This is a genomic window from Bacillus sp. hwrm1 (assembly GCF_040207805.1).
Classification (GTDB): Bacteria; Bacillota; Bacilli; order Bacillales; family Bacillaceae; genus Bacillus; species Bacillus velezensis.
Genome location: NZ_CP157943.1, coordinates 1,366,540 through 1,390,650, shown reverse-complemented (window position 1 = coordinate 1,390,650; position 24,111 = coordinate 1,366,540). Strand labels below are relative to the sequence as shown.

Annotated in this window: 30 protein-coding genes and 1 pseudogene; 7 read left to right on the top strand and 24 right to left on the bottom strand. The window is 42.6% G+C overall.

The genetic code is table 11. The features are described 5' to 3' along the window. Positions 1-61: 61 nt before the first annotated feature. The 8 genes from ABK447_RS07200 to ABK447_RS07165 are packed head-to-tail and all read right to left on the bottom strand — an operon-like array spanning position 62 to position 5,067. Positions 62-799, bottom strand: coding sequence for a class I SAM-dependent methyltransferase (locus ABK447_RS07200; RefSeq protein ID WP_076424998.1), 738 nt, complete (start codon positions 797-799; stop codon positions 62-64). After that, the gene (gene rsfS, locus ABK447_RS07195; protein ID WP_007408260.1) at positions 796-1,152 is read right to left on the bottom strand and encodes a ribosome silencing factor; all 357 of its coding nucleotides are present in this window, start codon (positions 1,150-1,152) and stop codon (positions 796-798) included. The genes ABK447_RS07200 and rsfS overlap by 4 nt, the downstream gene beginning before the upstream one ends. A gap of 17 nt (positions 1,153-1,169) precedes the next feature. Next, positions 1,170-1,730 carry a bis(5'-nucleosyl)-tetraphosphatase (symmetrical) YqeK gene (gene yqeK, locus ABK447_RS07190; protein WP_014418422.1) on the bottom strand — a complete coding sequence of 187 codons (561 nt, stop codon included), beginning with the start codon at positions 1,728-1,730 and terminating at the stop codon, positions 1,170-1,172. Then, entirely contained in the window at positions 1,720-2,289 is a 570-nt protein-coding gene (locus ABK447_RS07185) for a nicotinate-nucleotide adenylyltransferase (protein ID WP_007408258.1), read from the bottom strand. The genes yqeK and ABK447_RS07185 overlap by 11 nt, the downstream gene beginning before the upstream one ends. A gap of 10 nt (positions 2,290-2,299) precedes the next feature. Further along, a complete protein-coding gene (yhbY, locus tag ABK447_RS07180; RefSeq protein WP_007408257.1) occupies positions 2,300-2,590 on the bottom strand; it encodes a ribosome assembly RNA-binding protein YhbY in 291 nt (96 codons plus the stop codon). Further along, on the bottom strand, positions 2,584-3,426 hold the full coding sequence (gene aroE / locus ABK447_RS07175) for a shikimate dehydrogenase (protein WP_094031849.1): 843 nt from the start codon (positions 3,424-3,426) through the stop codon (positions 2,584-2,586). Before aroE ends, yhbY begins: the two co-directional genes overlap by 7 nt. A gap of 19 nt (positions 3,427-3,445) precedes the next feature. Next, positions 3,446-4,546, bottom strand: coding sequence for a ribosome biogenesis GTPase YqeH (gene yqeH / locus ABK447_RS07170; RefSeq protein WP_007408255.1), 1,101 nt, complete (start codon positions 4,544-4,546; stop codon positions 3,446-3,448). A 2-nt stretch (positions 4,547-4,548) separates the two neighbouring features. After that, positions 4,549-5,067, bottom strand: coding sequence for a YqeG family HAD IIIA-type phosphatase (locus ABK447_RS07165; protein WP_007408254.1), 519 nt, complete (start codon positions 5,065-5,067; stop codon positions 4,549-4,551). A 357-nt stretch (positions 5,068-5,424) separates the two neighbouring features. Here ABK447_RS07165 and ABK447_RS07160 point away from each other — a divergent pair, with 357 nt between their 5' ends. Next, on the top strand, positions 5,425-5,565 hold the full coding sequence (locus ABK447_RS07160; protein ID WP_003152850.1) for a sporulation histidine kinase inhibitor Sda: 141 nt from the start codon (positions 5,425-5,427) through the stop codon (positions 5,563-5,565). A 132-nt stretch (positions 5,566-5,697) separates the two neighbouring features. Here ABK447_RS07160 and ABK447_RS07155 read toward each other — a convergent pair whose 3' ends face one another. The 3 genes from ABK447_RS07155 to ABK447_RS07145 all read right to left on the bottom strand — a co-directional run bounded on the left by ABK447_RS07155 (position 5,698) and on the right by ABK447_RS07145 (position 7,443). Beyond that, on the bottom strand, positions 5,698-5,832 hold the full coding sequence (locus tag ABK447_RS07155; RefSeq protein WP_003152848.1) for a hypothetical protein: 135 nt from the start codon (positions 5,830-5,832) through the stop codon (positions 5,698-5,700). 75 nt (positions 5,833-5,907) lie between these two features. Further along, complete coding sequence (locus ABK447_RS07150; RefSeq protein ID WP_025285021.1) at positions 5,908-6,639, bottom strand: SGNH/GDSL hydrolase family protein; 732 nt, start codon at positions 6,637-6,639, stop codon at positions 5,908-5,910. A 69-nt stretch (positions 6,640-6,708) separates the two neighbouring features. Further along, entirely contained in the window at positions 6,709-7,443 is a 735-nt protein-coding gene (locus ABK447_RS07145; RefSeq protein ID WP_015240250.1) for a polysaccharide deacetylase family protein, read from the bottom strand. 235 nt (positions 7,444-7,678) lie between these two features. Here ABK447_RS07145 and ABK447_RS07140 point away from each other — a divergent pair, with 235 nt between their 5' ends. After that, entirely contained in the window at positions 7,679-8,305 is a 627-nt protein-coding gene (locus ABK447_RS07140; protein ID WP_012118035.1) for a TVP38/TMEM64 family protein, read from the top strand. Between the two features lie 104 nt (positions 8,306-8,409). Here ABK447_RS07140 and ABK447_RS07135 read toward each other — a convergent pair whose 3' ends face one another. Then, on the bottom strand, positions 8,410-8,664 hold the full coding sequence (locus tag ABK447_RS07135) for a hypothetical protein (protein ID WP_227749546.1): 255 nt from the start codon (positions 8,662-8,664) through the stop codon (positions 8,410-8,412). Beyond that, positions 8,630-9,886 (bottom strand): MFS transporter, encoded by a 1,257-nt coding sequence (locus tag ABK447_RS07130; RefSeq protein WP_094031851.1) that lies wholly within the window; start codon positions 9,884-9,886, stop codon positions 8,630-8,632. The genes ABK447_RS07135 and ABK447_RS07130 overlap by 35 nt, the downstream gene beginning before the upstream one ends. A gap of 456 nt (positions 9,887-10,342) precedes the next feature. Here ABK447_RS07130 and sigK point away from each other — a divergent pair, with 456 nt between their 5' ends. The 3 genes from sigK to ABK447_RS07115 all read left to right on the top strand — a co-directional run bounded on the left by sigK (position 10,343) and on the right by ABK447_RS07115 (position 12,886). Continuing rightward, on the top strand, positions 10,343-11,068 hold the full coding sequence (gene sigK / locus ABK447_RS07125) for an RNA polymerase sporulation sigma factor SigK (protein WP_020956104.1): 726 nt from the start codon (positions 10,343-10,345) through the stop codon (positions 11,066-11,068). Positions 11,069-11,519: 451 nt separating this feature from the next. Next, a complete protein-coding gene (locus ABK447_RS07120) occupies positions 11,520-12,362 on the top strand; it encodes a sialate O-acetylesterase (RefSeq protein ID WP_094031853.1) in 843 nt (280 codons plus the stop codon). Continuing rightward, entirely contained in the window at positions 12,359-12,886 is a 528-nt protein-coding gene (locus ABK447_RS07115) for a PadR family transcriptional regulator (protein WP_094031854.1), read from the top strand. The genes ABK447_RS07120 and ABK447_RS07115 overlap by 4 nt, the downstream gene beginning before the upstream one ends. Positions 12,887-13,170: 284 nt before the next feature. Here the strand turns inward: ABK447_RS07115 and psiE are convergent, their stop codons facing one another. From psiE to yrkP, 3 genes are read right to left on the bottom strand one after another with little or no spacing between them, the layout of a single operon-like run. Beyond that, entirely contained in the window at positions 13,171-13,587 is a 417-nt protein-coding gene (psiE, locus tag ABK447_RS07110; protein WP_033574155.1) for a phosphate-starvation-inducible protein PsiE, read from the bottom strand. Between the two features lie 45 nt (positions 13,588-13,632). Continuing rightward, a complete protein-coding gene (yrkQ, locus tag ABK447_RS07105; protein WP_015417874.1) occupies positions 13,633-14,931 on the bottom strand; it encodes a two-component system sensor histidine kinase YrkQ in 1,299 nt (432 codons plus the stop codon). Continuing rightward, on the bottom strand, positions 14,918-15,613 hold the full coding sequence (gene yrkP / locus ABK447_RS07100) for a two-component response regulator YrkP (protein ID WP_094031855.1): 696 nt from the start codon (positions 15,611-15,613) through the stop codon (positions 14,918-14,920). The genes yrkQ and yrkP overlap by 14 nt, the downstream gene beginning before the upstream one ends. A gap of 261 nt (positions 15,614-15,874) precedes the next feature. Here yrkP and ABK447_RS07095 point away from each other — a divergent pair, with 261 nt between their 5' ends. Continuing rightward, positions 15,875-17,092 carry a DUF418 domain-containing protein gene (locus tag ABK447_RS07095; protein WP_094031856.1) on the top strand — a complete coding sequence of 406 codons (1,218 nt, stop codon included), beginning with the start codon at positions 15,875-15,877 and terminating at the stop codon, positions 17,090-17,092. A gap of 473 nt (positions 17,093-17,565) precedes the next feature. Next, a complete protein-coding gene (locus ABK447_RS07090; protein ID WP_094031857.1) occupies positions 17,566-18,123 on the top strand; it encodes a GNAT family N-acetyltransferase in 558 nt (185 codons plus the stop codon). Between the two features lie 476 nt (positions 18,124-18,599). Here the strand turns inward: ABK447_RS07090 and ABK447_RS07085 are convergent, their stop codons facing one another. From ABK447_RS07085 to ABK447_RS07050, 8 genes and pseudogenes are all read right to left on the bottom strand, one after another. Further along, a complete protein-coding gene (locus tag ABK447_RS07085) occupies positions 18,600-19,136 on the bottom strand; it encodes an AAA family ATPase (protein WP_032866675.1) in 537 nt (178 codons plus the stop codon). Between the two features lie 164 nt (positions 19,137-19,300). After that, positions 19,301-19,519: a hypothetical protein gene (locus ABK447_RS07080; protein WP_060562648.1), complete on the bottom strand. Its 219-nt coding sequence runs from the start codon at positions 19,517-19,519 to the stop codon at positions 19,301-19,303. A gap of 98 nt (positions 19,520-19,617) precedes the next feature. Continuing rightward, positions 19,618-20,256, bottom strand: a pseudogene (locus ABK447_RS07075) (MFS transporter); the annotation flags it as partial. Between the two features lie 127 nt (positions 20,257-20,383). After that, positions 20,384-20,905 carry a streptothricin N-acetyltransferase SatA gene (gene satA, locus ABK447_RS07070; protein WP_032866673.1) on the bottom strand — a complete coding sequence of 174 codons (522 nt, stop codon included), beginning with the start codon at positions 20,903-20,905 and terminating at the stop codon, positions 20,384-20,386. Between the two features lie 157 nt (positions 20,906-21,062). After that, positions 21,063-21,563, bottom strand: a complete 501-nt coding sequence (locus tag ABK447_RS07065; RefSeq protein WP_100001555.1) for a DinB family protein — start codon at positions 21,561-21,563, stop codon at positions 21,063-21,065. A gap of 217 nt (positions 21,564-21,780) precedes the next feature. Beyond that, entirely contained in the window at positions 21,781-22,113 is a 333-nt protein-coding gene (locus ABK447_RS07060; RefSeq protein ID WP_080686311.1) for a DUF2651 family protein, read from the bottom strand. Between the two features lie 170 nt (positions 22,114-22,283). After that, positions 22,284-23,087, bottom strand: coding sequence for an HAD-IIB family hydrolase (locus tag ABK447_RS07055; protein ID WP_025285030.1), 804 nt, complete (start codon positions 23,085-23,087; stop codon positions 22,284-22,286). A gap of 32 nt (positions 23,088-23,119) precedes the next feature. After that, positions 23,120-23,932, bottom strand: a complete 813-nt coding sequence (locus ABK447_RS07050; RefSeq protein WP_100001556.1) for a Cof-type HAD-IIB family hydrolase — start codon at positions 23,930-23,932, stop codon at positions 23,120-23,122. Positions 23,933-24,111 lie beyond the last annotated feature (179 nt).

The following is a 24,111-nucleotide window of genomic DNA, read 5'->3' as shown; positions in this document are numbered from 1 at the left end:
TGCCATAAAGTGCTTTATCGCGCCAATCGCAAAAAATGCATTTTAAAAACCATCGTTCCGTTTAAACGATGGTTTTTGGTTTGCCTGCCGTGAAGAAAAGACGTTCAGACTCTGTTGAAGGAGGCCGGTCTGTAAAATCAGCCGTCACCTTCTTCAGTTCAAATCCGGTCTCTGCAAGCATTTGTTCATATTCTTCAATGTAAAATGTTTTTTGCTCATGCGTCTCGTCATAACGGTCATAAGATTGTCCGTTCCATACGAAAAAAGACATATCATGGATGACAGAAAGCTCTTCATCGCCGGCAAAGCTTTGCCAGATATAGCTGATCTGCTCATCCTGATCCGCATGGGTGCTGCCCGGAAAAAGCTCCGTCATTTTAAATGGGGAATGGACGTCAAACAGAAGCAGGCCGCCCTCCTTCAAAACTTGAAAAACACTTTTGAAGGTGCTTAAGACATCATTTTTCGTTTTTAAGTAATTTAGGGAATCACAGCAGATGACAACGGCATCAAACTGTTCTTCAAAACCGGAAAGCTCTCTCATATCCTGTTGGAGAAAAAGAATCGGCTTTCCCGTTTTTTTCTGCTGGGCACAGCTCAGCATATCTTCACTCAAATCAATCCCCGTGACTTCGCAGCCTTTTTCAGCAAGCCTGATGGATATTTCTCCGGTTCCGCAGGCAAGATCAAGCACCCTTCCCTTTTCCGGAAGAGACGCTTCGATCCAGCCCGCCCATTCATCATACGGCGCATGTGACATTAACTCGTCATATACGCCGGCGAAGCCTTGGTAAATCATGAGTTCAAGCCGAGTTCAAGCTCTGCGAGCGGCGCGTCGCCCCATAGCTTTTCAAGATTGTAGTAGCTTCTTTCATCTTTATGGAAAACGTGGACAATGACGTCGCCGAGATCAACTAAAATCCAGCGGGCCTCATCAAACCCTTCCATCTTTTTGACATCAATGCCGTTTTCTTCTGCCTGATCTTTAATTTCACGCGCAATTGCCTGAACCTGCTTATCAGAATTCCCGTGGCAGATTAAAAAGTAATCCGCTATAAGTGAGATTCCTTCCATGTCCAGCGCTAAAATATCTTCTGCACGTTTATCGTCGCATGCTTTTGCCGCGATTTTTAATACGGAAGCTTGATTCATTCTTTAAATTCCTCCTGTCAATTTTGAGACACCAGCCAATTATAGGTTGCAAACGTCTCCGGAAAGACCGGCTGGTTTTTTTTCATCAGAAATATCATTGTATTTTTCATTGCTTGTATGAGCGCTTCGTTCAGATCTGTTTCCGCCAGACGGCGCACCTCTTCCACTCCGGGGAAATGGCGTCCGGGTTCAATGTAATCCGCAACGTAAATGACTTTGTCTAAAAGGGTCATTCCGGGACGCCCTGACGTGTGATAGCGGATTGCATCCAAGATCTCAGGATCAGTGATCCCCGCTTCTTTCTCAGCCAAATACGCTCCCACAGGGGCATGCCACAGCTCGGCATTGTAATCCAAGAGCTCAGCCGGCATTTTTTCCCGCACGATGATCTGCTTCATTTCTTCTTTCGGCCGGAATTTCGCATAATCATGAAAAATAGCCGCCATTTCCGCTTTTTTCGGGTCTGCTCCGAACCGGCCTGCGAGAATAACCGCCGTATCTGTCACGCCGATTGTGTGGATGTAGCGATGCTCGGTCAGCTGCTCTTTGACGCAGGCAAGTGCTTCCTCACGATTCATATAAATCATTCTCCTCTATATACTGCCTCACTTTATCCGGCATTAAGTATTGCGTCGGCTTTTTTGCTTTGAGACGTTCTCTCAGCATCGTTGACGAAACGTCAAATTCCGGAACGTCGGCAAAAAGCAGCGGGTACGGGGTCTCAATATGATACCCCGGGCGCCGCACTCCGATAAATTGAATGAGCGTGAGCAGTTCGTCCAGTTTGTACCATTTCGGCAGATATTCAATCATATCCGCCCCGATAATAAAGAAAAGCTTGTCGTTCGGGTGCCGCTCCTTCAGTAAACGGACGGTATCATAGGTATAAGAAGGGCCTTTCCGGTCCATTTCCGCAAGCTCAAGCTTAAAGCCGGAATTAGAGCTGATGGCAAGCTTCAGCATCTCCACCCGGTGCCGGCTGTCTGTAAAGTCTTCATTCTGCTTATGCGGAGGGATTTTATTGGGCATAAACCAAATCTCATCGAGCTCCGCCTGATGAAGGACTTCATTAGCCATCAGAAGATGTCCGTTGTGCGGAGGGTCAAATGTGCCCCCGAATATTCCGATTTTCTTCATGTCAACCACCTTACGGAAGCTCGATTTGTTTATTTTCCTTTGATTCCTTATACAGTACGATCGTATTTCCGATCGTCTGCACCAATTGTGAGCGGGTGCCTTTCACAAGGGCTTCTGCGACATCATTTTTATCGTCTTCGCAGTTTTGAAGCACGCTGACTTTAATCAGCTCTCTTGCTTCTAAAGCCTCGGCAATCTGTTTCACCATGTTTTCGTTGACTCCGCCTTTTCCCACTTGAAAAATAGGCGTTAAATGATGCGCTTTTGAACGCAAAAACCGTTTTTGTTTTCCTGTTAACATTGTGTTCCTCCTAGTTTTCCTTCAACAATCGCTCTCATTAAGCCGCTGTCAGGCTCTTGTTCCGTCCACAGCTTGAAAGACAGTGCGGCCTGTTCCACAAACATGCCGACACCGTCAATGGTTGTTAAACCTCTTTTTTCAGCTTCTTTTAAGAACGCCGTTTGAATCGGGTTGTATACGATATCACAAACGATGGCGCCCGTTTTGGCCCGTTCCAATGAGAGCGGCACGGCATCCGTTTTCGGATACATGCCGACAGATGTTGTATGAATAATGACGTCATATTGTTCAAGCTGATTTTCAGCTTCTTTTAAAGTAAGGGCGCGTTTCTGCTGAAAAGAGGGAGCAGCCGCAATCAGGCTTTCCGCTTTTTCCGGCGTGCGGTTGCAAACGTCAAATTGTTTCGGCTCTCTGCGGACGATCGTCGTAAAAATCGCTCTTGCCGCTCCTCCCGCCCCAATCATGAGGATGGTGAGCTCTGATATCGGTTTGTCCAATACTTTGACTAAGGATTTATAAAACCCATCTCCGTCAGTATTATACCCGATGAGCCTGTCTCCCTCTCTTTTGACGGTATTTACGGCCCCGAGTACTTTCGCGCTTTCATGTATTTCATCCAGATGCTCCATGATCGCGACTTTATGCGGGACTGTGACGTTCACTCCGCAGATGCCAAGCGCCTTGATTCCGTTAACGGCGTCCTTGAGATGATGAGGTTCCACCTGAAACGCAAAATACTGCCCGTTGATGTTCTTATCTTGCAAAGCCGCGTTATGAATATCGGGTGACATTGAATGCCCGATCGGATTACCGATTACTCCGTACAATTGTTTCATGCTCCCTCTCCCCTTCTCTCTATATTAATGAACGGCGGACAAATACGTGTACGCCTTTCGGAGCGTATGCCGTTATTTTTTTATCTGCTTGCTGCACCGTGACCCAGCCGAGACCGGAAAAAACGATATCCGTCTTTCCTTCTTTAATCGTAAACGTGTGGGGCGTAAGCTCCGGAAATTCATCCAAATGATCTTTTCCGGGCGGGGTAAGCAGTTCTCCCGCATGCTTTTCGTATAAGGCATCAGCATTTTCAAGCTTTGTTCTGTGAATCATCAATTCATTCGGCATATAGCAGACAAACGCCGTTTTATCGCCTGATACATAGTCAAACCGGGCAAGCCCGCCGAAATAAAGCGTTTGTTTTTCATTCAGCTGAAAAGTGCGCGGCTTCAGTTCTTTTTTCGGTGTCAGCACCTTTAAGTCACGCTTGTCCACGTAATGCGCCATCTGGTGATGGTTAATGATTCCCGGCGTATCGTAAAGCGCAGATCCGTCATCGAGCGGGATTTCAATCGCGTCAAGCGTCGTGCCCGGAAATTGAGAGGTGGTAATAATATTCTCTTCCCCTGAGACCTCTTTAATAATCCGGTTGATAAATGTGGATTTGCCGACATTGGTACAGCCCACCACATACACATCGCGCCCTTCGCGGTAATGTTCAATGGCGTCAATGACTTCCTTCATCCCTTGTCCGCGGGAAGCGCTGATTAAAAAGACATCAAGGGGTTTTAAGCCGTATTCTTTCGCTTCGCGTTTCATCCATTGAACGAGCCGTTCCCGTTTTACGGATTTCGGCAGGATATCGGCCTTATTACCGACAAGAATGATCGGATTACCGCCGACAAAGCGGTTCAGCCCGTTTATCCAGCTTCCGTTAAAATCAAAAATATCAACGACTTTGACAATAAGAGAGTCAGTATCGCCGATTGTGTGCAAGATATTTAAAAAGTCATCATCCGTTAATGAAACATCTTGAATTTCATTGTAATTTTTCAGTCTGAAGCAGCGCTGGCAGATGACATTCTCTTTCGTGAGCGATGCCTTTGGCGCGTATCCGAGACCTTGTTTATCCTCGGTCTGGATCGTTACTCCGCAGCCGATGCAAACAACCTTTTCCATTTCTAATCCTCCCACTGAATATGGCCTTTACGTTTCAAAGAACTCAATATTCTCCGTTCAATCCGGCGGTTAAAGCGCGTCATGACTCCGTCAGAGGAAGCGACAGGCACGACGAGGATCGTATGATACCCGTTTCTGTTTCCGCCGAGAACATCAGTAAGCAGCTGATCGCCGATGACCACACAGTCTTCTTTTTTCAGATCCATGCTGCTGACGGCTCTTTTAAAGGCGCGTCCCATCGGTTTTCTTGCCTTATAAATAAACGGTATGCCAAGCGGCTCCGAGAATAATTTCACTCTTCGTTCATTATTATTGGAGACGATCGTGACTTTAATGCCGTGCTCCTTCATTTCTTCAAACCACTCGATTAATCGAGGTGTCGCACTCGGTCTGTCCCACTCCACAAGCGTGTTGTCAAGGTCTGTAATAATCCCTTTCACATTGCGTTCTTTGAGCTTTTCCGGTGTGATATGAAATATATTTTTCACAAATTCGTCAGGTAAAAAAAACTTTTTTAACAAAACCCGCACCCTTCCTTTTCTTTCTATCATCTATATGTCGAAACCTGTCAGATTTAAAAACAAAGTCGGACTCAGTAAAAAAATTTCGACAAAAATTGGGTTTCTTCACCAGTTGTGGATAAAATTACACACATTATCCACTCTTATTACATCCGGATTTATCCAGATTATAAACAAGATACTAACAAGTTATCCACTTACGAGTGTGGATAACAGAACGATTGTTCTTATTTGTATTTCATGGTAGATTAAAGATAACCTCACCATGATTGAAACGCAACCTTCCATCATATGCTTGCGTCTGATGATTGATTACAATTATAAGGAGGTGCCACTCCCATTAATTGGGTCCCCGGCATGAGAAAGCTTTCTGATGAATTACTAATAGAATCTTATTTCAAAGCCAATGAAATGAATTTGAGCCGTGAATTTATCGAGTTAATTGAAAACGAAATCAAAAGAAGATCGCTCGGACACATTATTTCCGTTTCTTCTTAAACAGAAAAAAATTCCCGGGCGAATTTCCTTTTTTTACTCAGATGACTGATATTATATCACTTCGGTTATGCGCATTACTACCACTTTCAACAAAAAACACCCCTAAAATAGAGGTGTTTAAGAGGACGGCTGCTATATATTGAACCAATACAGACCGCCCAGGACGAGAATGACGACGAGCAGCACAACAAAAAATGCGTACCAGTACCCCGCATTCACCCGAGGAGGCGGGCATACAGGATATTGCGGAGGGAAACCGCGGTTCATAGCAATCGCCTCCAAAAAGATGTTTTTTCTACAGCCTATGAATCAGAAGCAAAACGGTTTAGGCAGCTGACGGCGTCAGCGTTCCAAAACCCGCCCATTTTTTATGCCTTCAATTAAGATTCTGGCGCCTTTTGGCGTCATATGATTTCCGGAGGGATCTATCAGTCCGGATTGAATCAGCGCCCGGTCTGTATCTTTGCCGCCGTCCGCGCGTATAAAGTGTTTCCAGTTATCCACCAGCGGCACTTTCAACTCAGCTGCAACCTGCCTCGTAACGCCGTTATAGGAATTATGCCATTTTCTCGCGCCGCCTTTTTCTTTAAAGGCTGAGGCTTTATATCTCGAATAGTAATAGAGATGATGCGTTCCGTTTCCTTCTATAACCGGGATGCACGTCATTAAAATCGGCTTTATGCCGTGATTTCTGCTTTCGTTTATGAAATAAGTCAGGTTTTCTTTAAACCGTTTCTTTGATACCCGCGGCTGATCGCCCGTCAAAATGCCCGCATCATTTGTTCCGAACATGATAAATAAATATTGGGGCTTACGCTCCAGCACGTCGCTTTGAAAGCGCAGGCGCGCATCCTCAGTCGTCTGGCCGCCTATTCCCGCATTTATAACCGTAAGACGGCCGCGTTCCGCTGTTTTTAAAATGTTTACCCACTGCTGCGCCTTCGGATAATCACGATAATCCCAGTTGGAACCGCGCGTATTGCTGTCGCCGAACGCGACAACACTTTTTTCTTTGCCCGCGGCGCATCCTGATAACAGACAGATTATCGTAATAAAAAGAACAGCAAACTTCATTTTCTCTCCCCCCAAACCTTACCTTCAATGGTACACATCTCTTTGGCGGCTTTCAACGCGGCGCTCTCTTTACTGGATATGAAAAGGGCCGGAATCCTGTCCGATTAAATCCGAAACCTTAACAAACGTGTAGCCCTGCTTTTTCAGCTTGGGAATGATTTCTTTCAAAGCCTCAACCGTCTGGCGCCGGTTTCCTCCGCCGTCATGCAGAAGAACGATATCTCCATCTCTGGCATGTGAAACAACGTGCCTGACGATTTTTCCTTTCCCGGGCCTTTTCCAGTCCCTCGGGTCTTGGTTCCATGACCACATGATGATATGATAGCCCTCTTTTAAGATGCTTTTGAAAGCCGTATGATTCAGCGACCCTCCCGGCGGGCGGAATAACTTGTCCCCTTCCGGCTGCAGCGATGTGATATGATGCGCTGAGCTGTGAAGCTCTTGTAAAATGTCTTTGCGTTTCAGACGGTGAAAATAAACATGGTTCATCGTATGGTTGCCGATTTCATGCCCTTCTTCAACGATGCGTTTTGCCGTTATGGGGTATTTGTCTATACGGCTCCCGACACAAAAAAAGGTTGCTTTAACATTGTGCTGTTTCAACACGTCTAACACAGCCTCCGTATAGACAGGATGGGGGCCGTCATCGAAGGTTAAAGATAGTTTCTTTTTTTCAGACCTTATATCCCAGTACACGTTTCCCGTCTTCTCCATGTCACTTCTTTTTAAAGATTTCGCCTCGGCGGACACGGCAGTGAGACTCGTGAGGACGCATATCATGATGATCAGATGAAAGCATCTCAACGTTTACACCTCCAGTAAACACTACTGTTAACGTGTCCCCTTTTATAAAAAATCATTCTCTGCATCAAATGATGCACATCACCCGCTTCCCGCTTGTTTTTGTCCAAATCCGGGTGCCAGCCGTTTCTCATCAAACGGCAAATGCTGATAAACAAGTACGCTTATCGGACAGCTTATTTTAATAGAAGGAGATAGATTTGTGCTGTATACTAATTGAAAAGAGGTGAACGTGCAGATGATAAAAAAGGGATTCAGTCTTGCCGTCATCATTGCTGTCGTGATGATCGGCTTTATGCAAAAAGACGTCTGGCTCAGCATGATTCGCGCGGGCGGCATGTACGCCGTGCTTATGAGTATCCTTCTGGTCGCAGCTGACGTATTTTTTCCGATCGTTCCATTCGCCATTATCGCGGCCTTAAACGGAGCGGTTTTCGGGATTGTAAACGGGGTGTGGATTACATTGTCAGGCGCGATGCTCGGAACAATGGCATTGTTTTTTCTCGTCCGGTACGGATTCAGAGACTGGGCCAGAAAAAAGCTGCTGGCTTACCCGGCAGCGGCCCAATATGAAGATTCATTTCATCAGCACGCGTTTACGGCGGTGCTTTTCGGGCGGCTGATTCCGATTATACCGTCGCTTGCCATGAATACCGTCTGCGGGCTGAGTAATATACGATGGCCGATCTTTTTTTCTGCGTCGGTGCTCGGCAAAATTCCGAACATTGTGATCGTGACCGTCGCAGGCGCTTCATTTACAAGCAACAAACTGCTGTCTTTCGGGATTTACGGAATGTATATGCTCGTCTTAATGGCGGTCATTTATAAGAAGTTTCCCGGCCTTTTAAAAACAACGAAAAAATGAAGCGCGTACCGCCCCCTATTCCGGCGGTACGGCTCCTCTCATTCTGAGAACTTTTCCGTTTAATTCTAAATTGATGCAGCTTCGTTCCGCGTTCTCTTTGCTGCTCAGTAAAGGTGCACATAACCGATTTTTTGGCTGCGGTAAAATTTGATGGAAGCTTCAAGCTGTCCGATCGGCTGCCCGTTATGAAAAAGCAGCATAAAACCGTCGGGAAAGCATTTGATTTGGGATGACAGCCACCTTAGATATTCATCCCTATTAAAATGATCCGCCGTGCCAAATCTGACGAAAAACGAATCCTCACGAAACGAAACGGCCGTCTCTTTATGTTTGTTTAAATTGATCCGCTTGAAATACATCAGGAGTCCTCCTTTTTGCGGACGCAAATAAGAACGAGCATAAAACGGCTGCCAACGCCAGCATAACAGCAGCGCCTGCGATGACGATGCCGCGGACGGAAGAACTGACAGAAGCCGCTCCGAAAACCGCCGTTACTACTATAATGAAGACGGCTTCGACTAATGAATAAAAGCTCCCCACTCTCCCCATGATGTCCACCGGAACATTCTTTTGATAAAACGTCAGAAAGCCTGTATTGGCAAACGCCAGAAAAAAAGCGAGAAGGAAAAATCCGAAAGCAGCCGTCCAAAAAACGTCAGAAAACGCATAAATCATATATCCGGCCGCTGTGAATAAAGAGCCCATTCCCATCAATAAAGAAGCCGGCATTTTTTTATTAAAGAACACATTGACAAGCGCCCCCGCGATAATGCCTGCCCCTGAGACACTGACGAGAAAACCGTAATCGGCATCAGTCAGCTGAAGAACCTCTTTTGCAAAAGCGGCTTCAAGCGAATCAAGCGCTGATGGCATAACGGTCATGACCAGACTGAATAAAAAATAAATGATCATGACGTTTCGCGCCGTTCGGCTGAAGCGATAGACGAGCTTCCAATCTTCTTTGCACACTGCCAAAGAAAGCTTCTGTCTGGGAGAATGTACGTGAGGCTCATTTTCAAGGTTCGGCAGCATCATCGTGATGAAACCGGACAGCACTAAAGCCCCCGCATTCACCCAAATCGCAAAAATCGGCGTGCCGGCGATAAAAAGCAGCCCGGCCGCAGCCGGCCCGAGGAGAAAAGCCCCTGATTCCGACAAAGCCCTTAGTGAATTGAATCGTTTTCTCCTTTCAGCCGGAATAAGCATCGTCACATACGCCATGGAACACGGACGAAACATCGCATTGGCCATTTGAATCAAAAACACGATACAATAAACGGAAAACAAAGACCGTACAGTAAACATCAGCGGCAGAACGGCAATGAATGCAGCCCGGATGAAATCAAGCGACATCATCATATTCCGTTTGTTACACCGGTCGATGATGCTGCCCGCCCACCCATTTGTCATCAAAACAGCCGCAGGCCTGATTAAATAAAGAATGGAAACCGCAAAAGCAGACTCCGTTTCTTTTAAAACAATAAGATTAAGAGACAAAAAATAAATCCATTCACCAATATTTGCTATCCCGATTCCGGTTAACAGAAGCATCGGGTACCGCCAAGACTTCAGGTTTTTCATCTTATCCCTCCCTTAAAAATAAAAAACGCCCTCAAGACAATAAAGTCTTGAGGACGGGAAACAGCCCGCTATGCCACCTCAATTCGGTTTGGTGCCGGCCTAAGCCGGGTACAAAGCTTACTCGGTAACAGGAGTATCCGCCGCATCATCCTCGTGTTGCATGATTCCGATGCGAAGCTAAGAGGTTTGCTTCAACACATCCATTCATACTCCTTCACAGCTCCCGGAGCTCTCTGTCATGAATGATATCTGTCTACTCGTCTCTTCAGCGCTTTTCGGTTATATTGTTTTCACCCTTACTTTTTTTAACAATATACAGGCTCAATCAGCAAAAATCAAGAGGCTGTAAGAAATAAAACCTGCCTTTGATTAATTTCCCTGTACAGACACAAACAGCCTGACTGCCACATACAGTTACATATAGGCTTTTGCCTACATAACTTTGTGGAGGTGAGGATGGTGACAGGTGTTTTTGCAGCGCTCGGGTTTATTGTGAAAGAACTCGTGTTTTTAGTATCATACGTGAAAAATAATGCCTTTCCACAACCGCTCTCGAATAGTGAGGAGAAAAAATACTTAGACCTTATGGCTGAAGGAGATGAACACGCCCGCAACATGCTGATCGAACACAATCTCCGTTTAGTCGCCCATATTGTGAAAAAATTCGAAAACACGGGAGAGGACGCAGAAGATCTGATCTCCATCGGTACAATCGGGCTGATTAAAGGAATTGAAAGCTACTCAGCCGGAAAAGGCACGAAGCTTGCCACATATGCTGCACGATGTATTGAAAATGAGATTTTAATGCATCTGCGCGCATTGAAAAAAACGAAAAAAGACGTCTCCCTTCATGATCCGATCGGCCAGGATAAAGAAGGGAATGAAATAAGCCTGATCGATGTCCTCAAGTCGGAAAGCGAAGATGTGATCGACACCATTCAGCTCAACATGGAACTTGAAAAGGTCAAAAAATATATCGATATTTTAGACGACCGCGAAAAAGAAGTCATCGTCGGCCGCTTCGGGCTTGATTTAAAAAAAGAAAAAACGCAGCGCGAGATCGCAAAGGAGCTCGGCATTTCAAGGAGTTATGTGTCGCGGATTGAAAAACGCGCATTGATGAAGATGTTCCATGAGTTTTATCGGGCGGAGAAGGAGAAGCGGAAGAAGAAGGGAAAGTGAGCGAAAAGCCGGATCTGACATCCCGGCTTTTTCTGCATTTTAGGACATTGCTCTTCAAGTATAACTTCAGGATTTAAAAATAAAACATAACAAATGAATAGAATTGGTACAATCGTTAACCTTTTTAATAATTTTTCATTGATATTTAACCCATTCAACACAGCCCCCCTTTATACCCCCCCATCATTGAATGTATTTCCTATGAAAAATGATTTTGAACCTCATAGGAACCCTTACATCACAGGGTTTTTGTTGTTTTTTCATTGTTTATCAAGACCTAAAGCAAAAAAACTTGCTATTTCTCAAATACATCCACCAAATGTTCAATGTTAGTTTGTTTTTCATACATACTAATAAAAAAATAAAACCTAGTTGAAACTTTACAAGACAAGCTGAATGGACTATAGTCTAATTAGACTAAAATATTGATGTAAAGAAGTGAAAAAATTAGATGATAAAGTCTTTTTTAATGTTAGGGCAGTCGAATATGGCAGGCCGTGGATTTTTGAATGAAGTAGACCCTATCTATAATGAAAAAATAAAAATGCTGCGCAATGGACAATGGCAGATGATGACAGAGCCGATTAATTACGATCGTCCGGTTTCCGGCGTTGGCCTGGCGGCATCTTTTGCAGATGCATGGTCGAAAGCTCATCCCGATGAAGAAATTGGCTTGATCCCTTGTGCGGAAGGCGGCAGTTCATTGAATGACTGGCATCCGGAAGGCATCCTTTTTCAGCATGCTTTGTCCGAAGCCCGCTTCGCCCTCCGATCCAGTCAAATTTGCGGAATCCTTTGGCATCAAGGTGAGAGTGACAGTTATCGTTCGCTGCATGAAACTTATTACGAGAAATTAACTCTTATCATCGGGACGCTAAGAAACGAGTTGGAATTAGATGAGGTACCGTTGATTATTGGAGGGCTTGGTGACTTTCTTGGGAAGACTGGTTTTGGACAGCACGCGACTGAATTTCGACAGGTTAATGAACAATTGCTGCGTTTTGCTGATCAACAACAGAATTGTTATTTTGTTACTGCAGCAGGTTTGACTGCGAATCCTGATGGCATTCATTTAGACGCAGCTTCACAACGCAAATTAGGTTACCGCTATTTCGAGGCTTTTTCGAAAAAGCACCATATCCTGAAACCCATTTCGGGAGAGGAGCAATCGCTGAAAGTGAATGGTGACTATTCTAAAACAGAACAGATTTACCTTCATAGTATGGATTTGGCTTCGGGTAAAATTACGTACGCGGAATTTGAGGCGCGGATGGCGAAGGTGATGAAACCATGATTCCCTTACTTATCCTTGGCTTGCTAATCCAAAACCCCGGAGCTCACGGCTATGAACTTCTGGCCTTAATGGAAAAACGTCATTACAAATACATTGTTAACTTCACGAAAGGTTCATTTTATTACAATCTGCAGCAACTTGAAGAAAAGCGTTTTATTGAACAGATTCAGCAGAAACCCTCAACCAGCGGGCGTGAAATCCGTAACTTTAAAGTCACAGAATCGGGAAGGGCAGAATTCGAAAAATTAATGATCAGATACGGCACCAAATCGGAATATGTGAACCTGCAATTTTATGGGGCGTTACTATTTGCCGATGAATTCGACAAAAATAAATTACTGGATCTGATCCAATCACAAATCGATCAGACTAAAGCTCGTATCGAGCTCCTTGATGAATACCTGTCCATTACTCAAGAAATTCCCGGCACAATCAATTACTTTCGCCGTATGAACGAAAATTCCCGTTCACATCACTTGGTTAATTTAGAGTGGTTCGAAAAATTGAAAGCAGAAATAGAGTGAACTATTGCATAATAAAAATGCAATGTTACATATATCAGAATATTAGTTACCTGCATATAAAACCTGTGTCGCAGATATCGAGTAACACCATTGATACAGGTTTTATACTCCTTCTTTAATTAAACCAGTATAGGGTTGTCAACACTTGCCCCAAACAAGAGCAAGTGAATCTGCTGCGTGTTCTTCTTTTTCAATCCGTATGAATAACTACTTTACACCTATTCAGTATTCAAGTAAGTCATAGGACATTTCAGTGGCGTATCGGTATAAAGTGAACTAATTTATTAATGTTCAACAACAGAATTTCGCCTATTGACAATAAAGAATGCACAAATCATTGCAAGAATGGCCATCGCCCACCAGAACGTTGAGATCGCCTGATCATGATCGATGATTATCAAACGAATGACAGCCGTGATGCCAATATAAATAAAGTAGCGAAGCGGGAAATGAAAGTCTGATTTGAAGTATTTGATAATCAAAGCAATGAACTCAAAGTACATGAAGAATATAAGCAGTTCCCCAAGCATCTCATAATAGCTGTCCACTTTGTTGAACAGTGACTTGTATACGAATTGCACAATGTACCATGTCTCGCTGATCAGAAGTCCGCTTAAGGCTATGGCCAGGAAGAACAGGCAGACATTGAGAAGCGCTTGTAACAGGTAAGGTGCCTTTTTGAAATTGTTGAAAAATCTCATCTTGTTGTCTCCTATTTCAATATTTTCGTCGTTTTGATTCGCAGCCTACATCTTTCTGTTCCAAAATCGCAGCACGATGCAGTACTTGGAATTCTTTTGTATACTGTGAAACTGCCCCTGCATGCGGGACATCATTCGCGCAATGCTTCTTTCACCGAGTCCGTTGCTTTCCGGTGTTACATCCGCAAGTTTAATCGTATTGCTGATATGAATCTCAAATATTTCTTGATCCGATACAAACGTGATGCTGATTTCTTCTTCCGGATCTGCGTATTTAAATAAGTTTGACATCACATTATCAAATACACGACCAAGCTCCTCCAAATTCACGTTAATATAGGTTTCCGGCAGCTCGCCTGAAATATGGACCCGGAAATGCTCCTGATGAAGGATAGCAATCTGATCTGATATTAGATCGTAGATCACTTCTTTCACTGCAACGGTCTCCAGGTCGGCCCCATGTTCCTTATTCAGCAGGAAATACGCAAACAGATTGTCAGACAAGTTTTTTAATTGCAGTGCTTTACCATAAGCATTGGCTACATAACGATCTTTGCTTGTACCCGCTTCGCCTCCTTCTTTTTTGGCAAACTCCAGATTCATGATCAGCGACGTCAGCGGTGTGCGCATATCGTGCGACATTTCGGTAACCAGGCTGCGGCTCTCTGCTTGCAATTCCTCGATCGCTTTAAGTTTGTCCAAGAAAGCTTTCCGCAGATCCTCAATGCTCTTTGCAATCATCGCTAATTCATCATGCCCTTTTATCGTCATCTCGTAGTCCAGCTGGCCCCCTTCAAGAATATGAATCTCTTGGTGAAGCGTTTTAAGGTAGCGAAGACTTTGGCGAATGCCCAAGAGAACAATGATTAAAAAGATGAGGGTTGCACCGAGCAAATCCAATGTAAAGGCCAGATCATAATATCGGGAAGAGTAGAAACCGTCGATAATGACTCGTCCTTCACCATCGCTGAACTTGACAGGATGTGAATGATTTTGAGCGTACTGAGTCAGCTTTTCCTTTCCATAATCCGATTCGGAATAAACGGAATCATATTGCAGCTCCTGATCCTTGAATATGGTGAGGTTAATGTAATTTTCTTTTTTGACCCACTCGCCAAACGCTTTTCTATCCGATGTAGACAACCCATTTTCTGAAACGTACTGACTGAATTTTTGAATGTATCTCGCTGACTCCTTGTGATAATACTCATCCGAACTCAGATATCCCTCGATCAGATCATCTGTAATCTTTTGCAGCGTCAGAAAGATCACACCGCTCACAATCGCAGCAACCATGATCAGCAAAGCCAGTTTTTTGGTTAGCGTGAATTTACGATGTGCCAAATCGATATCCTCTTCCCCATTCAGTTTTTATATAAACCGGACGTGCCGGATCATCCTCAATTTTGGAGCGCAGTTTCCGAATATGCACCATCACCGTATTGTTAGAACAGTAAAAGTAAGGCTGTCCCCACACACTCTCATATATATTTTGAGCAGAAAATATTTTGTTGCGTTTGCTCATCAGCAGTTTCAGGATACGATATTCCAGATCTGACAGCTTGATTTGCTGCTCCTCTTTCCAAACCTCATTAAATTCTTCGCTCACTCTCAGTTTGCCCCCGATAAGAAATGTTTCTTCCTGTTCCTTCTTTTCCTGATAGATTGTATATCTGCGTAATTGGGCAATCACTCTAGCGTGAAGTTCCTCTTCCGAGAAGGGTTTAGTCATATAATCATCGCCGCCGGCGAGTAATCCCTCAGTTTTATCGAGTGTACTCGATCTGGCCGTCAGAAACAGAATTGGGACGTTAGAGGTTTTCCTAATGTGCTGACAGGTTTCGATTCCAGAAATGCCTGGCATCATAATATCCAAAATAACCAAATCAAGCGAATCATTCACAAGTTGCAATGCTCGCTTTCCATCCTTGGCTCTTAGCACCTCGTAGCCTGAACGCGTAAGGGATTCCTTCAAAAGATCACCAATATCCCGATCATCCTCTACGACTAATATTCGATGGGTCATGCCTTTTTCACCTCATGATTCTTGATGTTATTTCTGTCACCTTACTATATATCATTCATAAGTAACGTACGTTATAAGATACTACGTAAATCTTAACAGTTTATGAAAGCTGATGTCCGCCACAATTTTGTCACATTTTAAAAAAAATGATGAACCTTCATAAATTGTTAAGATTCTGTCTTTATATTTATCCATTGTAAGGCTCGAGTTTTTCAGATCCGCACTGCACATTGCAATGGTAAATGGGAAAGGAGTATTGATATGATTGTACAAAAAGAAGAACGCGGGCAACCAGTGAGTCTGCGGGAACGGGTTCATTTTCTGGATATCGTACGTGGATTTGCCTTGCTTGGCATTATTATTGTCAACTATTTTCTGATCGTAGATTCAGTAAAGGGATTCGAAATGGCCTCCGGTGACCTCCTGCACAATCTGGTTTCCTGGTTTGCCGAAGGGAAATTCGTTACATTATTCTCCTTCTTGTTCGGAGTTGGGTTTATGATCTTTATGGATCGAGCCGCGCAGAAGGTAGATAGTCCCAACAAGCTGTTTGCCCGCAGGTTATCTATCCTTTTGGGGTTTGGCATTTTGCACATCACATTTGTTTGGGTCGGTGACATATTGACCTTTTACGCCGTAAGCGGCTTCCTGTTACTCGCTTTCTATAAACGCACGGCCAAAACGGTTCTTAGATGGATTATCGCACTTATCGTGTTTCAATTCCTGATTCCTGTTTTCACAATGTTGTACAATGTCATCAATACTGCAGGGTCAAAAAACCCGAATTTTTCAGAGTTTACTTTGTTTAGCCACACAAGCCTTACCTACATGGAATCCATCAGCACCCGGTGGACAGATATGGTCACGATGGCTGCTGGCTCTTTCTCCATGATCTATTCCATGTTTCTCATGTTTCTGCTGGGCGTGTACTTTGTTAAGATGGAATTTTTCAAAGACATGGAAGCGAAAAAGTTCATATGGAAGCGTATCTGGATCATTAGCACAATCGCTTTTCTAATAACACAAAGCAGTATATTACTAGACATGTTTAATTTTTCTGAGAATATGCTGTGGAAGGACATTTCCTCTGTCTTGGGTCAAAATGGCGGCTTAACCGGAAGTATGTTTTATATGAGCACTTTTGCAATGCTGTTTCTGTATGTTCCTCAGCTGCGAGGCCCTATGATGATATTCACCAAAGTCGGACGGATGTCATTGACCTGTTATCTGCTTCACTCTATCATTGGAACAGTTCTGTTCCTCAGGTACGGATTCGGGCTTGCGGATCATATTCAATCCGCCGGCACGTTCATGTTCAGTCTGGCCGTGTACTTCGTGCTTATGAGCTTTAGTACATTGTGGTTGAAACGATTTAAGTACGGTCCGATGGAATTAGTATGGCGCAAGCTGACGTACGGCAAAGTAAACGGGAGTCCTAAAGCAACTCCGCTGCATTCGGAAAAATCAATACAGAAATAATCCCTTTGCACAGATTGCATGACTTCAAATTTGTTGTTGACTGAAGCGGGCATTAAACGGATAGATTTGATATATATACTAGTTATTTTTATATCATTTAGGCTTCTTTGGGCTAATAAATCCACCGGAGTTTACTCAATGTGCATTGCTCATGATCGAAAGTAAATTGAATCTTTTACGCATGTTCATAGTCAAAGGCGGCCCATTCGACTATTTTTGTAACTTTTCGCAGGAAAAATTCGAGAATGATGACAAATCCCGCATACGACACTTAATACGGTAGTGAACGATAGTAAATAAGGGTTACATGCAGCTTGTTTTCCAATGAAACAAAGAAAAAATACAAAAAGACAGGAAAAAGCTTTTGAAGTATTTTAACGCCAAATTTACCGCGGAAGAAAGAGCGGCAGAGCAGCTGGAATTACACTGAACGACTGAACTCGTTATTTCAGCAACTGAGGGAGTGAGCAATCATGAAAACAAAAAAGGAACCAAAAGTTATTCTGGAACCAGCAAAGGAATCTGATCTGCCAGAATTCCAAAAAAAATTACAAGAGGCCTTTGCGATCGCCGTGATTGAAACGTTCGGTGATTGCGAAGATGGACCGATTCCATCGGACAATGATGTTCAGGAGTCTTTCGACGCTCCCGGAGCAGTCGTATATCATATTCTTCGGGATGGTGAGAAGGTAGGTGGTGCAGTAGTACGTATCAACAGCGAAACACATCATAATTCGCTAGATTTATTCTATGTATCTCCAGAACATCACAGCCAGGGGATTGGTCTTTCTGCTTGGAAAGCCATAGAAGCACAGTATCCGGATACTGTGCTTTGGGAAACCGTGACACCTTATTTTGAAAAGCGAAATATCAACTTCTATGTGAATAAGTGCGGATTCCATATCGTAGAGTTCTACAATGAACATCACTCTGATCCGCATATGCATTGCAATGGACGCGAAGGTGACAAGCCCCTGCCGGATGATGATGACTTTTTCAGATTTGTAAAGATTATAAAAAAAAGGGACTAAACAATCGAACACTGCGATATGCCCCAGAAAGTTGCCGGTAACTTTTTTAAAGATATTTGTTTGGATTGAAAAAATTCCAAGTTAACCAATAATTCCCCATGTTTACAGAGTTGATTAATAAACGATACGAGGGATAAACGGATAGAGCCTTCCCCTTCTTTTTAAGGAGAAAGTATTAAAAGGCGGAAAGCCCTTCTCGTTATGAGAGGGCTTTAATTCGGTCTGAAAATGAGATGGAGAATAAAAATAAACAAAGAAATAATTAATTAGGTGATGAACGATTTATAAGAATTTTAGAGAGATACTCCAACGGAGAACTTAACGAAGAACAAATCACTTCTCTATTGTGGGATACTGCCGAAAATAAATCACTTCACAACAGAGAAACTGAAAGCGGTATAAAAAAACAGCTCCGTTAAAAAAATGGCCGGAACTGTCTTTGAATTTTGGTTTTCCAGTTATCTCCGTCCGTTAGTTTAATTAGAATTCAGATAATCCAAGACACGATCAACTCTTTCATTGACTGAGTAATCTCCTTCAATTTTTAGCAATGGACAAGATAAATCTGCCATCCAATGTTCGTGTAAAGCTTTGCTTCTAACTTCCATTCCAGCATTATCATATAAAGAAGCCCACTCTAAAAATGTTTTTGATTGTTCATATTTACTGCCGCCGGCTAACACTTCGTTTCCATAACGCTGAAATTCCCTATGCCTTAATCTCTCAAGCCGTATATCTTGCGGAATCCATAAGAAGATGACAAGGTCAAAGTAACTTTTTAGATCATCGCCCCAGCCGCACACTGCGCCAGAAAGAATCCATTTCTCATTTATTGTCAAGTCTTTTTCAAGCAACTTTCTTCTTTCAGGAATTTCTCTTTTCTTAGTGAATTTATCTGTCCAATAGTAATCATCAGTATCAAGATGCGTATGAGGCAAATGCTTTGATAATGCAACACCCAATGTTGAAGTTCCGACTCCGGAGGCTCCCAGTATGTGAATATTTTTTTTCATAGTTCCCTCTCCTTATAAAGCAACGAAACTCCCTGTCCGCTGCACAAGGTTCTTACTATTATTTTAACATAAATCCCCAAAAACCTTTACTTTGCCAGGGAAATCCAAATGCGTGTTAAAACCATACTGCTTACGAACATCATGGTCATTTTCAAACAGAATGATTAACTTTCTCTCCGGCCTATTTTAATATCCTCATACACTTTCTCAAAAGTCTCGATTGGCAGTGAAAACTTGGTTATTTTCTCGTTACGATAATTGATCATGATCTCAATTTGATTATTTTTTTGTTCAAACTCAATAAGTGCATTCTCCCATTTATCTCTGATTGAAATGATACAATTTCCATTTTTCTTTTCCTTTTTCTTATAAATGTAATTCACTTTAACTCCCCTTTCATTGATCGAAAAAAGGTTTCGGAATAAGGAAGCTCCTCAAAAAAAGGATCAAAACTTTTATCAAGTTTGATCCTTTTCCCTTTTTAGTCATTCCTTTGCGAACGTTTATAGACATTCATGTTTACCAGCCAGCTCATAACGATGATTCCTGCAAAAAGAATGAGCATATTACTGTACAAATAAGCGGAATGATCAGCGTTAACAGGCAGCAGCCTTTGATCCAGCAAGCGGGTCGATAATAAACCGCCTGCAATCGAAATACCCGTTCCCTCTGATAGAAAGCTGGTAAAATTAAGCAGACTCATTCCGGCGCCGGCTTCCTTTTGTTTCAAACTGCCAGATACCATTGTAGATATAACCGTTTTTGTGAAGGAGAGCCCCCCAAAAACAAAAACGATGATAACGGTCATGAGCCAAGGTGTCGCATCTATAAAAAAGGCAGCGATTAAAAAGCTGGAAGACATCAATGCAATCCCAATGGTCAGCACATATAAAGAACCTTTCCGATCAACAAGCCATCCTCCAATGTAACCGAAGATGATGACGCTCATCGTTCCAGGAAACATAATCCCGCTTCCAATTGCCGCAGTACTTAAATGGTGAACATCTTTCATCATATAAGGAACCATAGACACAAATCCTGCAGCAGTGCCGAATATCAGGCCTCCGCAAAGGACGCCCATCATAAACAAGACATTTTTCCCCAGTGCAGGGTCAACAAAGGATTTTGCACTTCATCCATAACTCCCCCTGCATTGATTGATATACCTTATTATAAATCCTCAAGCCGATGTTTTGAATACTTCGCGACACACCCGCTGAATGACGAAACATCAAATACTGTTATATTTAAAATTTACAGTACCAAAAAACCGCAATTTCATTTGCTGTTGAAAAATTGGAATATAGCATTGTATCGACCGCTCCTATGACAAAGTTATTTTTGGCATAAAAATGACAAGCTGAAACATTAATATCTTGTGTTTCAAGCATAAGACCGCATAAATGATTCTCCTTTGCCCACTCAACCGCTTTATGCAATAAAGCCGTCCCGACACCATTTTTTCTATAATCTTCTGCAACGGCAATGTCTTCAATCAGTGCGTATCCATTCCAATTAGAACGAAGCTTACTCCGGCCGACACAGTCGTTCTCTGCGTAATAAAAAAAGACAACTTTATCCTCTTCTTCAATATAACTGACATCAATGTCTTCATCATCATATTTTTTGACATAAGGTTCAGCAAATTTCTCCTCTGTATATGTCCAAACATTGTTTTCAAATGAAGGGATGATTCTCCCTGAAACAACGAAAGATTCGTTTGGTTTATTGAAGTCTTTCATATTGAATCGCGTCATTTTAGTTATCATCATAATCACCTTTCTGTATTTATTGACCTTAATTTACATCTTTTGAACTGTTGATTCGTCTGCATGTCATGGATACCGGTTTAATAACTCTAAAAAACAAAAAAGATACCAACATCGATTGGTATCATCTATTCATTCGAGCCCTTACAACAATATCCTATTTCGGAGCTTCCAAACCGAATTTAGTCCATTCCTCTTTTGCCGGACCGTAAATACCCGGAACAGGTAAACCTGCTTGTCTCATAAGGACAGTCATTTGTCCTCGATGATGGTTTTGATGTTGAATTAAAAACATCAAAAGTGAACCATTTGGCAATTGCTGACCAATAAAGTTGACACATTCTTGAAGTGTATCGTCAGTCCATTGCGTTTTTAACGCCTGTACAAATGCATTACTGGCTTGATGATAACTCTCAGCAATAAACCGCGCCGATGCAGGAACAGGATAATCTTCGGCCGGAGCGTGAAACGTTAAATCTGTGTTTGAGGTAATGATGTGAATGGCAGCGACAGTATGCCATGCAATACGGCCCAAAGTCCAATGTTGTGAAGTGATTTCTTGTTTAAGTGATTCATCAGTCAGATGATTCAGCAGTTTTTGTGTCGCATCGGCTTCGAATTCCCAAGATTTCAAAAAATGGTCTAAGGTTTGAAACATAAAAATCCTCCTTATCCTTTTTTGTTTTTCTATGTATCTACAGTTCAATTATAGTGCTCCGTTTAGTTAAAAAAGAACAAAACGATAGACAGACATTTTCAACAGAAAGCCCGATCTGACAACAACAGACAAAATATAAGAACATAACGGATAACTCTATACTTCTTTTTCTTCAATCGACAAAAAAAGGATAGCTGTTCAAACAGGATTCTTCTGTCTAATATTTTCTCTTTGCGAAAGTCCATATCGTCTTAGTGATTGAACCGGAGACAAAACAGCTCCCCGTCATCATAGCCACCCAAATGAAAAATGTCGGTTCGGCACCTATTACAATAAACATGAATATCAAGGACAAAAAGAATACAATAACAACCATCATCCATACTTTTTTAAAGATGAAATATCCTAAAATCCCTAACAGAAAAGAAGCTGCCGGAAGAAAAATAAGAATGATATACGCGGGGCTCAACAGCGGGCTAATACAAACACCTCCCAATTTCAAAACGAGGCAGTTCCTGCTTTTTGTCTGATATGAAGTGATTTTTTTCATCTTGATATTAAACCGCTTCATTCATTTTATACATATTATACCAATACCATCGAGTCAAATATAGATATTTATTCATTTTTAACATACTTTAGGAAAATCAGGAGTGAATTAAAGTCTGAGGATAGCCCGCTTTTTCTATCCCTAGTAAGTCCTGCCGCATTGATTTTAGCTCATTGTTTTTGCAGCGCTAATATTCTCATAATCGTGTGCATAACGCTGCTTTCCTCATTTGATTTGATGACAAAGTGCGCCGCATCTTTTATTTCGTCAATGGCATTCTTAACCGCAAAGCTGTAGGATGCCGCTTCCATCAATTCTTTGTCATTGCGGCCGTCTCCGAACGCCATTGTTTCATCAGCCGAAACCCCTAATAATCGCTGCAGTTCTTGTACTGTTGTTCCTTTATGTATTCCGATATTTGCTATGTCCATCCAGGTATCCTCTGATGCTACGATATATAATTGGTGAAAAAATTCATGCAGCTTTTCTCTCGTTTCCGGACAGTTGGCGTCGGGATCATGAACCGTAATCTTGATAAAATCATCTTTTATCTCAGTAAAATCAGTTATTTTCGTTACATGTGCATAAGAGGCATTTACATATTTCATCTCACTTTCAGACAGATTTTCTTTTACGATCGCACCATTTTTTGTGCATGCGATAATGCTATGCCCGCAGCTGATTTTTTCTAAAGCGCCTATAATTGACAGTCCCGCTTCATTGCTGATCAAAGATTCATATACGAACTTGCCGTTCTTTTTTATACGTGTGGCACTGTCTCCTAAAATCCAAAAATCTTTCGCATCTTCTCCGAATAAAGCTTCCACTCTTTCACACTGCTTCCCGGTGCAGATGGCGAAAGCGACATGCTGTTCCTCCATTACTCGTTTTGTCTTTTCAAATAACGTTCTGTCAAAATCGCCTTGATTATTTAAAAATGTACCGTCTAAATCCGTAATCACTAATTTAATCATCGTTCAGCACCTCCGCAGTTAAAACGTCTTTTTCAGACAAAGGGTTTTTCACATTTTAGAATGGAATCAATCGCATTTAAGACCCCTTCTTCATTGTTTGATTGCGTGATATGCGCGGCAGCCTGTTTAATGCTTTCCTGCGCATTATCCATGGCGACCCCGTATTTCACGGCGGACACCATCTCCAGATCATTGCCGCTGTCTCCGAAGGCCGCACACTCTTCATCACCCATCCCCCATTGTTTCTGGAGAAGCTTAATCCCGCTCGCTTTATGAAGCCCCGGTATGATCAGATCTATGTCACCGTGCCCGCTTGATACAGGCGTAACGAAAGACCCGATTGCGTTTTTTAAATAGCTCAGAAGTGCGGAACAATGTTCGGCGGGAAAGCTGATGGAAAATTTCAAAATGTCATCATCGATGTTTTCAAAATGCGGCACCCTTTTTAACACATAATAATACTTACTGGCATGCAGATATTCATCTTCACCGGCATTTTCATGAATATACGCGCTTTTTTTTCCGCAGACAATGACGTTTTTCACCTCATACTGCTCTAAAGCAAGGATCACTGCTTTTATAGTGTCTTCAGACATGTTACCCGCGAATAATTCTTCTCCGGCATTCACGACGAAAGCGCCATTCTCAGCAACGAAAGCGATTTCACTTTTGATTTCCGGAAAGAAGGATGTAAGCTGCGCATATTGGTTTCCGCTTGCTACGGCAAATTTAATCCCCCGCGATTTTAATTCACGATACTGATTCATAAAACGCTCTTTGTTATATGCCATTTCATCATTCAAAAACGTTCCGTCCATATCAACTGCTATCAGTTTGATACTCATATTGTCCTCCTTTTTTCGGCCGCTTTTGTCAGAGACCCTTGAAGAGATCATGCATAAAGCGTATGAACGAATTATATCCGCAGTTGTTTTGCGCCGTAAATCATTGGCTGACGTCTTGTTTTGAATGACACAAAAAGTGATTTGTCACATAAATATAACACTATGTTTCTTTTAAAAAT